General features: G+C 68.3%; 8 protein-coding genes and 1 pseudogene. 2 read left to right on the top strand and 7 right to left on the bottom strand.

The genetic code is table 11. The features are described from left to right. Both BRAO375_RS18205 and BRAO375_RS18200 read right to left on the bottom strand, forming a co-directional pair. Window positions 1-231, bottom strand: a pseudogene (locus BRAO375_RS18205) (methyltransferase); the annotation flags it as partial. Between the two features lie 225 nt (window positions 232-456). Continuing rightward, window positions 457-1326, bottom strand: coding sequence for a polyprenyl synthetase family protein (locus BRAO375_RS18200; protein ID WP_009028930.1), 870 nt, complete (start codon window positions 1324-1326; stop codon window positions 457-459). Window positions 1327-1457: 131 nt separating this feature from the next. On the opposite strand from BRAO375_RS18200, the gene crtD reads away from it, so the two are divergent. Together crtD and BRAO375_RS18190 are read left to right on the top strand one after the other, a co-directional pair. Continuing rightward, complete coding sequence (gene crtD, locus BRAO375_RS18195; protein ID WP_009028929.1) at window positions 1458-2987, top strand: 1-hydroxycarotenoid 3,4-desaturase CrtD; 1530 nt, start codon at window positions 1458-1460, stop codon at window positions 2985-2987. Then, window positions 2984-3868, top strand: a complete 885-nt coding sequence (locus tag BRAO375_RS18190; RefSeq protein WP_502688925.1) for a carotenoid 1,2-hydratase family protein — start codon at window positions 2984-2986, stop codon at window positions 3866-3868. The genes crtD and BRAO375_RS18190 overlap by 4 nt, the downstream gene beginning before the upstream one ends. A 382-nt stretch (window positions 3869-4250) precedes the next feature. On the opposite strand, the gene BRAO375_RS38075 is transcribed toward BRAO375_RS18190, so the two are convergent. The 5 genes from BRAO375_RS38075 to BRAO375_RS18170 all read right to left on the bottom strand — a co-directional run bounded on the left by BRAO375_RS38075 (window position 4251) and on the right by BRAO375_RS18170 (window position 9057). Continuing rightward, window positions 4251-4400 (bottom strand): hypothetical protein, encoded by a 150-nt coding sequence (locus BRAO375_RS38075; RefSeq protein WP_175345334.1) that lies wholly within the window; start codon window positions 4398-4400, stop codon window positions 4251-4253. A 113-nt stretch (window positions 4401-4513) separates the two neighbouring features. Beyond that, the gene (locus BRAO375_RS18185) at window positions 4514-5554 is read right to left on the bottom strand and encodes a phytoene/squalene synthase family protein (protein ID WP_009028927.1); all 1041 of its coding nucleotides are present in this window, start codon (window positions 5552-5554) and stop codon (window positions 4514-4516) included. Then, window positions 5551-7089 (bottom strand): phytoene desaturase, encoded by a 1539-nt coding sequence (locus tag BRAO375_RS18180; protein ID WP_009028926.1) that lies wholly within the window; start codon window positions 7087-7089, stop codon window positions 5551-5553. The genes BRAO375_RS18185 and BRAO375_RS18180 overlap by 4 nt, the downstream gene beginning before the upstream one ends. A gap of 51 nt (window positions 7090-7140) precedes the next feature. Continuing rightward, complete coding sequence (gene bchO / locus BRAO375_RS18175; protein ID WP_009028925.1) at window positions 7141-8046, bottom strand: alpha/beta fold hydrolase BchO; 906 nt, start codon at window positions 8044-8046, stop codon at window positions 7141-7143. Window positions 8047-8091: 45 nt separating this feature from the next. Next, window positions 8092-9057, bottom strand: a complete 966-nt coding sequence (locus tag BRAO375_RS18170) for an alpha/beta fold hydrolase (RefSeq protein ID WP_009028924.1) — start codon at window positions 9055-9057, stop codon at window positions 8092-8094. Window positions 9058-9272 lie beyond the last annotated feature (215 nt).

Raw genomic sequence — 9272 nt, 5'->3', positions numbered from 1 at the left:
CGTCTCGAACAGGTCGAGTTGCACGCAGGCCGCCAAGGTCTGCGAATAGACGAAACCGGCACACAGATCGAACAGCTCTGCTGCACGCCGGCGCGCGATCGGCCGCGTCAGCGGAAACGCCGCTGCCCAGCGCTGGAACGCCGCGCTTGCGAGTAGCGTATCGCGCCAGCAGCGCCAGCGATCACCGAAGCTGATCGAGGGCGGCGTGTCGTGGCGGATGGCGGCGGGCATGGCGATCAGAACTCCCGTCGCGTCGGGCGCGTGACGGCGCAGAGGGCGTTCTGGAGACGCCCAATCACAGCAATCAACTCTCGTCATGGCCGGGCTTGACCCGGCCATCCAAGTTCGGTGCTGACGGAATGGGCGACGTGGATGCCCGGGTCAAGCCCGGGCATGACGAGCAACTGATGAGCAGACGTTCTCGTCCCAAGGAACACGCCTCCCAATGACTTGAAATCACGCCGCCGAGGCCGCGAGGCGGCGCGGCACCAGGCGCTTAGCTTCCTGCTCCATCAGCGCGCGCAGCTCCTGCGCATGCGCGCAGGGCGGCATGGTGCGGATGCCATCGGCAACGAGATCGTGCAGATAGGTCACGGCGCCGGTCAGTCCGTAGAGCAGCACCGCATTGGGCCGTCCGAGCGCGGCATCCTGCCCCACCGGCTTGCCCGCCTCCTCCTCGTCGCTGGCCGCGTCACGAATGTCGTCCGCGACCTGATAAGCCTCGCCGATCGTCTCACCGAGCGTGCGCCACGCCTCCGGATTGTCATGCCCCGCCGCGGCGGCACCCGAAACGGTGGCGGCCGCAAACAATGCGCCAGTCTTCGACCGGTGATAGCGCGACAGGTCGATCTCCGGCTCGCATTCCCAGGCCTGGCCGGCGGCGATGCCATGCGGCACGCCGACCGCATCGCCGATGGTCGCGATCAGCCGCGCGAGCCGTTCCGGGGAGCAGCGCGACTTGGCGAGCGTCTGGAACGCGAGCACGATCAGCGCGTCACCGGCGAGCACCGCGAGCGGCTCGCCGAACGCGGCATGCACCGAGGGTCGGCCGCGCCGCAGCTTGGCGTTGTCGAAGCACGGCAGATCGTCATGCACCAGCGAGGCGCAATGCAGCAGCTCGATCGCCGATCCCGCCGCATCGGTCGCCGACGGCTCGTCATCGCCGCAGGCCGCGGCCACCGCGTGACAGAGTCGGGGCCGCACCCGCGCGCCTTTGGGGAACACCGCCGCCTGCATCGCGGCCGAGAGCCGTGGCGGACATCCGGGCCGGTCGGCCAGCGCAACTGCTGCGACGAGGGATTTTTCGATCCGGGCCATCACGTCCATGCCAGCCTCCCCTGCCGCGAGGCCATTCGGGTCGTGCCCGGGTCCTCGCTATGTAAATTTCAGCTTACACCTATACTGTAAATCATGCTAGACATTTCCTGCGTCAGGTCCGGCGGACAGGAGTGCGAGCAATGGCCGATCACCGCGTGATCGTGGTTGGCGCCGGGATGGCCGGCCTCAGCGCCGCGCTCACCCTCGCCGCGCGCGGAGCCGAGGTGACGGTGCTGGAGCGCGCGGCCGCGCCCGGCGGCAAGATGCGGCAGATCGCGATCGGACCCGCGCGCATCGACGCCGGCCCCACGGTGTTCACGATGCGCTGGGTGTTCGACGAGCTGTTCGACGAGATCGGCACCTCAATCGACGACCACCTCACGCTGACCCCGCTGGACATCCTGGCGCGCCACGCCTGGACCGACCGCCGGACGCTCGATCTGTTCGCCGACGAGGACCGCTCTGCGGACGCGATCGGCCATTTCGCCGGGCGTAGCGAGGCCGAGGGCTATCGCGCGTTCTGCCGCGACGCGCGCCGGATTTTCGAGACGCTGAGGGATCCCTTCATTCGCACGCCGGCGCCGAGCATGACGCATCTCCTGCGCAATGCCGGCTTTCGCGATCTGACCGCAATCCGTCCGTTCCAGACCTTGTGGAAGGCGCTCGGCGGCTATTTTCGCGATGACCGCCTGCAGCAGCTGTTCGGCCGCTACGCCACCTATTGCGGCTCATCACCCTTCCACGCGCCGGCGACGCTGATGCTGGTCGCCCATGTCGAGCAGGCCGGCGTCTGGCTGATTGACGGCGGCATGCACGAGCTCGCCGCGTGTCTGGCGGCGCTGGCGCGGCGCCACGGCGTCACCATCCGTTACGACAGCGAGGTCGCCGGCATCGTCACGCAGAGCGGCCGCGCGACAGGTGTCCGGCTTGCCGACGGCGAGCAGATCGCGGCCGATGCCGTGATCGCCACCGCCGATGTCGCCGCGCTGGCGCAGGGCTTGTTCGGCCCGGACGCGGCGCGCGCCCTGCCGGCGATTCCGGAGTCCGCACGCTCGCTCTCGGCCATGACCTGGAGCTGCATGGCGCGCGCGGACGGCTTTCCCCTCGTGCGGCACAATGTGTTCTTCTCGCGCAATTATCGCGCCGAGTTCGATCAGCTGATCGATCGCCGCGCGATGCCGGCCGAGCCCACAGTCTATGTCTGCGCCCAGGACCGCGACGACCAGCCGCGCGAGCCCGGCACGAACGAGCCGCTGTTCGTGCTGATCAACGCGCCGGCCACCGGCGACCATCATCGCTTCGCTGCCTCGGAGATCAGCCAATGTGCCCGCCAGACCTTCGACCTGTTGCAGCGCTGCGGCCTGAGCATCGCGACGACACCCGAATTGACCCGCGTGACGACGCCGGCGGATTTCAACCGGATGTTTCCGGGCACGGGGGGCGCGCTGTACGGCCGCAGCTCGCACGGCTGGATGGCGTCGTTCCAGCGGCCGGGTGCGCAGACGAAGCTGGCCGGGCTCTACGTGGCGGGGGGCAGCGCGCATCCGGGACCGGGCGTGCCGATGGCAGCGCTGTCGGGCCGGATGGCAGCCGCACGGGCGATTCTGGACCTCGCTTCGACCGCACCGTCCCGACGAACGGCTATGCGTGGTGGTATGTCGACGCGCTGAGCGACGACGGCCGCTTCGGCCTCACCATCATCGCCTTCGTCGGCAGCGTGTTCTCGCCGTACTACGCGTGGGCGCGGCGGCGTGGTCCGGCGGAGCCGGAAAATCACTGTGCGCTCAACGTCGCGCTCTATGGCAAGCGCGCGCGGCGCTGGTCCATGACCGAGCGCGGCCGCGGCGCGATCGCGCGCGACGAAGCGCGCTTTGCCGTCGGGCCGAGCAGCTTGAGCTGGAACGGCCGCGAGCTGTCGATCGACATCAACGAGGTCAGCGTGCCATGGCCGCTGCCATTGCGCGGCAAGGTGCGCGTGGTGCCGACGGCGCTGAACGAGGTCGCGTTTACGCTCGATGCCGAGGGCCGGCATCGCTGGCAGCCGATCGCGCCGTGCTGCCGCGTGTCAGTCGACTTCGACCATCCCGACCTGCACTGGCGCGGCGACGGCTATTTCGACCTCAACCATGGCGACGCGCCGCTCGAACGCGACTTCCAGAGCTGGCAATGGTCGCGCGCCGCGACGCGGACCGGCACGGTGATCTCCTACGACACGGTGGCACGCGCCGGCACGGACAAGTCCATCGCGCTGCACGTCGATCCCGACGCCAGGCTGAGGCGCATCGCGCCGCTGGCCGAGTCTCCTCTGCGCAAGACGTTGTGGCGCGTCGACCGCAGCGCGCGCGCCGACGCTGAGACATCCGTGCGCGTGGTGAGCACATTGGAGGACGCCCCATTCTATGCCCGCAGCCACCTCGCCGCGCGCATCCAGGGCGAGGACGTCGCCGTGATGCATGAAAGCCTCTCGCTCGACCGCTTCCAGATGCCGATCGTCCAGGCCATGCTGCCGTTCAGAATGCCGCGGCGCGCGGGCTGGAGAGGTCAGCGTTGATCACTGCCGTTGCGTCACACTGCGCCGTCGTCCCGGACAAGCCGTGATGCGCGCCTGCGCGTCACGGCGCCGATCCGGGACCCATACGCCGCGGCGGACGTGTGAGGCAAACTGCCAATCGCCAGCGTGCCTCAAACGGCTCCCTGGGGGGATGGGTCCCGGCTCAAGGCCGGGACGACGGCGGTGGACGTAGATGCGTCGGGGCCAACGTTGGCAATTCCAGAGTGATGTTGCCGCAGAGCGTAGGGTGGGCAAAGGCGCGAGCGCGGCGAAGCCGCGGGCGCGACGTGCCCACCATCAGCCTCGAATGTGGGGCGCGGTGGGCACGGCGCGCGGGCCGATCTCCACGCATCGCAACCATGCGGGCGCACCTTTGCCCACCCTACGACGATGTCTCGTCGGCGGCGCGTTCCCTCGCCTCGCGCTCGGCGCGCTGGCGGTCGAGGCGGCGGCCTTGCCATTCGAGCACGAGCCAGCCGAGCACGCACAGCGCGACGACGACGAATTCCAGGAGACCGCCCATCTCGCTCATGACGTCTCACCCATCGGGTCCCGCGCCCAACGTCCACTCATGACGTTTCCCCGATGGTGGCGCAGTCATGTCCCGGGTGAATGACGTCTGGCGCATGCAGCGGCCTCGCCGCTTCAGGACGTCCGTCCCGAACGCAAGAACTGGTCACGGCGTTCCAGCCGCTCGAACAGATCGATCACCCATAGCGCACGGTCGTGCATCGTTCGTCCCGGCCGTGCGAGCGCATGCGGGCGCTGCGCGTCCGCGATGACGACCGCGTCGATCAGCATCCGCGCCTCAGGGCGCAGCGGCGCCAGCGAGGGCTGCGCCTGGGCGAGCGACACGACCGCCGCCTTGCCGAGCAGTTGCAGCTTGCGCGAGGCCGACACGACGGCCCGCTGCGACATCGAATCGAACTCGGCGCGTGCGATCTCGCGGCCGATCTCGGCATAGATCAGCCGCGCGGCGTGAATGCCGGGCCGACAGCTCCATGGCAGATCGGTGATGCCTGCCGCAGCGCGGGCATAGAACACGTCGGCGACCGCGAGCAGGCGGGCAGTCACGCGCGCGATCCGGTCGTCGAAGAACGGCGCGGCGCGCCAGGTCTCGACGTCGAGGCCTGCCTCGCGCAGCCATTGCTGCGGCAGATACAGCCGGCCATTGCGGGCATCCTCGCCGACGTCGCGGGCGATGTTGGTGAGTTGCATCGCAATGCCGAGATCGCAGGCGCGCCCGATCGTCTCGGCCTCGCGCCGGTTCATCAGCAGTGACATCATCACGCCGACCGTGCCGGCAACGCGCACCGCATAGGCGAGCACGTCGCTCAAGCTTTCGTAGCGCCGCCCCTGCGCGTCCCAGGCGAGGCCCTCGAGCAGCGCCTCCGGCAACGCGCGCGGGATCGCGAAATGCGCGACGACGCCGGCGAGCGCACGATCAACCGGGTTGTCATCCGGCCGACCGTCATAGATCCGGTCGAGCCGCTCGTGCAGAATCTCCACCGCGTCGACGCGGCGGCCGGGCCCATCGATGGCATCGTCGGCCTCGCGGCAGAACGCGTAGAGCGCGATCGCAGGATCGCCGACCATGCGGGGCAGGACTTTCGATGCGGCAAAGAACGTCTTCGATCCGCCCCGCAGCATCCGCCGACAGATCGCAATGTCCGTTTGCCAGCTCATCGCCGCTCCAGCTCATGCGGCGCCGGCACGAGCTCGTCGAGCACGCGCGCCGAGGACAGCACGCCGGGCAGCCCCGCGCCGGGATGGGTGCCGGCGCCGACGAGGTACAGCCGCTCGACCTCTTCGCTCTTGTTGTGCGGCCGGAACCAGGCGCTCTGCATCAGCACCGGCTCGAGCCCGAAGGCCGCGCCGCGATAGGACAACAGGCGATGCTCAAAATCGTCAGGCGTCAGCAAGCGCGAGGTCACGATCTGGTTGGCGAGATCCGGCAACACCGATTCGCTCAATGCGGTCTCGATCCGCTTGCGGAACGGCTCGGCGGCGACCGTCCAGTCGATGCCGCTCTCCTGATGCGGCACCGGCGAGAGCACATAGAACGCGTCGCAGCCGTGGGGCGCGAGCGACGGGTCGGTCGCTGTCGGTCGGTGCAGATAGAGGCTGAAATCATCCGCCAGCACCTTGCGGCGGAAAATGTCGTCAAGCAGGCCACGATAGCGCGGGCCGAGCAGGATGGTGTGATGCTCGACGTCGTCATAGCGGCGCTTCGTGCCAAAGTACCAGACGAACAGGCTCATCGAATAGCGCGCGCGGTCGATGCGCGCGTCGGTCCAGCGCCGCCGTGGCACGGACGGCAGCAGATTCTTGTAAGTCCAGGCGGCGCAGCCATTGGACACGACGACATCGGCCGCGATCGTCTCGCCGGAGGCCAGACGCACCCCAGTGGCCACGCCATTTTTCGTGGTGATCTCGGCCACCGGCGCCGAGCACCTGACCTTGCCGCCCTGCCCTTCGATGAGACTGACGAGACCCGTCACCAGCGCGCCGGTGCCGCCCATCGCGAAGTGCACGCCCCAGCGGCGCTCGAGATAGGCGATCAGGCAATAGATCGACGTGGTCGTGAACGGATTGCCGCCGATCAACAGCGGATGGAAGCTCAGAATGACGCGCAGACGCTCGTCGCGGACATGCTGGGAGACGAGGCCGTAGACCGAGCGGAAGCTCTGCAGCTTGATCATCGCCGGCGCAATCTTCGCCATGTCGAGCAGCGACAGGAACGGCACGTCGCCGAGCTCCTCGAAGCCCTTCTTGAAGATCGCCTCGCTCGCCTTCATGAAGCGCTCGTAGCCATCGACATCGCCGGGCGATATGCGTGCCACCTCGGCGCGCATCGCGGCCGGGTCGGCCGAGCAGTCGAACACAGTGCCGTCGTCGAAACGGATGCGATAGAACGGCGAGATCGGCTTGAGCGTGACGTCGTCCGACATCCGCCGCCCGCACAGCTGCCAAAGCTCCTCGAACAGGAATGGCGCGGTGACGATGGTCGGTCCCGCATCGAAGGTGAAGCCGTCCTGGCGATGCACATAGGCGCGGCCACCGGGCGCATCGAGCTGCTCGAAGACGGTGACGCGATAGCCGCGCGCGCCGAGCCGAACCGCGGCGGCGAGACCGCCGAAGCCGGAGCCGATCACGACCGCATGCGGCCGGTCTCCGAGCGCAGCCGGAGCAGCGGCCTTGATGGTGGAGACGTCGAGCATGGCCGAAAGCGTAAATTGAAATTGACGCTTTCGCTAGCCAAAAACGTCAATCTAGTTTGACATTTCCTGCTGCACTGCGAGGACCCCGGCGCGCTCGGCGGCTTTCACGATCAGCTCCGCCACCCGCGCCGGTTGCTCCTCATGCGCCAAATGACCAAGCCCATCAATGAGTTCGAGCTGCGCCTGCGGCACCAATTGGCGCACGCGCCGGGCCACGTCCGGCGTGATCGCATGGTCGTGGGCGGCCGCGATCAGCAGCAGCGCCGTCGTCAGCTTCGGCAGGTCGCGCACCAGCGGATTGAGGTCCCAGTTCGCCATCATCTCCAGCGCGGCGCCGACGTGACCAGGGCTGCCGACGAGACGGCGATACAGCCGCTCGCCATTGGCATCGAGCGTCGAGCCGGTCGCCTTGAGCAGCCGGTGCACCGCCGCCGGATCGCGGCCGCGCCAGGCGAACAGCCGCGGCACCAGCGGGTTCAGCGCCATCATCTTGGCGAGCGGCGACAGGAATTGCGCGGCGACGCCGCCGAACGGCAGGTAGGCGCCGTTGAGGCTGACGATCAGTTTTGGCGCGATCAGGTTGTCGAGCGCCATCCGTGTGAGAATCGCAGCACCGGCGGAATGGCCGATCGCGATCTCCGGCGCGATCGCCAGTTGCTCGCACAGGGTGGCGAGATCGCGCGACATGCCCGGCAACGACAGCCGCTGCCAATTCGGCGTCGAGGTGAAGCCATGGCCGGAAAGATCGGGTGCGACGATCGTGAAGCGCTTCGCCAGCAGCGGGCCGAGATCGCGCCAGGAGTGCGTGGCCGCACCGGTACCGTGCGCCAGCAACGCGACCGGACCGCTGCCCATGACCTGGACGTGCCAGCGAATGCCGCCCGCGTCGACGAAGCGGCTCGCCTCGCGGTTCGGCCAGGTGCGGCCGTCGATATTCCAACTCGGCTTGTCGCTCATGCCGACGACCTGTTCGGACGGCGCGTGCCCCCGCGCCGCTGCGGCTCACGCGCCGGCGGCGCGCGCCAGGAAATCATCGTAGCCTGCGACGACTTTATCAAGCTGTTCGAAATGCGGCATCGCCCCGGTCTGCATCACCTGGATGGTCCAGTTCGGCAGCCCCTCGACGGCATGCTTGCCATTGTAGTCGACGAAATCGCCGCGCACCCCGTGCACCATCCACACCGGCATCGCCAGCGCCTGGTACAGCTTGAGAGCTTGCGCGCTGAACAGATAGCCGGAGACGAACGAATAGGGCGCGTTCTCGGCGCCGGGCTGATGCGTGGTGATGTAGTCGTACTCCAGCAGGCCCTCGTCGATGTCCTTGCGACCGAACGTCTTCTGCAGGAAGAAGCGGATGCTGGCGCGTGACGTCAGCAAGGTGAAGAAGCCGTGCTTCCACAGGGGCACGTTGAGGATGTTGCGCACCCACGGCATGGCGCGCGTGGCATCCTTGTTGCCGGCCTTCTGAGCCGCGGCCTCGGCGCGGCGATCGAAGCCGGTCGGGCTGAGCAGCGCCAGGGTGCGAAACAGGTTCGGCGCCTCGGTCCCCGCACGGGCGGCGAACTCGCAGCCGAGCGACAGCGCGATGGCGTCGATGCCGGCATCACCATGGCGGCGCCTGATCTCGTGCACGGCGAGCAGGATCGCGTCAGTCATGATCCGCGGCGTGTAGATGCGGTCGGCACGATCCGACAGGCCGAAGCCGGGCAGGTCGAGCGCATAGACCGGACGCGTCTTGCGATAATGCTCGAACAGCGGCTTCATCTCGTAGGCCGTCGCCGCCGCGTTGACGCTGTGGATCAGCAGCAGCGGCCGTTCGGTCGACGCGGCAGGACCGTCGACATAGCAGGTGATGCGGCCGATGCGGGCATCGGCGAGCTCGAAGCGCGGGGCCGTCAGCGGCGGCGGCATCGTCAGAGCCCGCGTACCGGCCGCATGATCACTCTGTGTGGTCGAAGCGACCTGCATGGCGTGCTCCTGTGTCACGATGTCGTGCCGAATGAGGCGATCATGCTGCCGAGGCCGACGCAGCCGAGCATAGCGATGATGGGGCAGCTTGTCAGTCGCTGTTGGGAACGCTGCTTGACGCCAGCGGTTCCATTGCCGTCAGCCGCGGCCCGCCTGGGCCATGACCGCCTGCGACAACCGCGTGGCGTCGGCGTGAGGCAGGGCGACGTAGCGGG

The sequence above is a fragment of the Bradyrhizobium sp. ORS 375 genome, assembly GCF_000239775.1.
Lineage (GTDB): Bacteria > Pseudomonadota > Alphaproteobacteria > Rhizobiales > Xanthobacteraceae > Bradyrhizobium.
Note: the sequence above shows the minus strand (reverse complement) of the source record. Positions and strands in the feature narration are given on the sequence as shown.

Coding starts and splice junctions, on each gene's coding strand:
- BRAO375_RS18200 (WP_009028930.1), bottom strand. CDS start 1,326: ATGGACGTGATGGCCCGGATCGAAAAATCCCTCGTCGCAGCAGTTGCG.
- crtD (WP_009028929.1), top strand. CDS start 1,458: ATGGCCGATCACCGCGTGATCGTGGTTGGCGCCGGGATGGCCGGCCTC.
- BRAO375_RS38075 (WP_175345334.1), bottom strand. CDS start 4,400: ATGAGCGAGATGGGCGGTCTCCTGGAATTCGTCGTCGTCGCGCTGTGC.
- BRAO375_RS18185 (WP_009028927.1), bottom strand. CDS start 5,554: ATGAGCTGGCAAACGGACATTGCGATCTGTCGGCGGATGCTGCGGGGC.
- BRAO375_RS18180 (WP_009028926.1), bottom strand. CDS start 7,089: ATGCTCGACGTCTCCACCATCAAGGCCGCTGCTCCGGCTGCGCTCGGA.
- bchO (WP_009028925.1), bottom strand. CDS start 8,046: ATGAGCGACAAGCCGAGTTGGAATATCGACGGCCGCACCTGGCCGAAC.
- BRAO375_RS18170 (WP_009028924.1), bottom strand. CDS start 9,057: ATGCAGGTCGCTTCGACCACACAGAGTGATCATGCGGCCGGTACGCGG.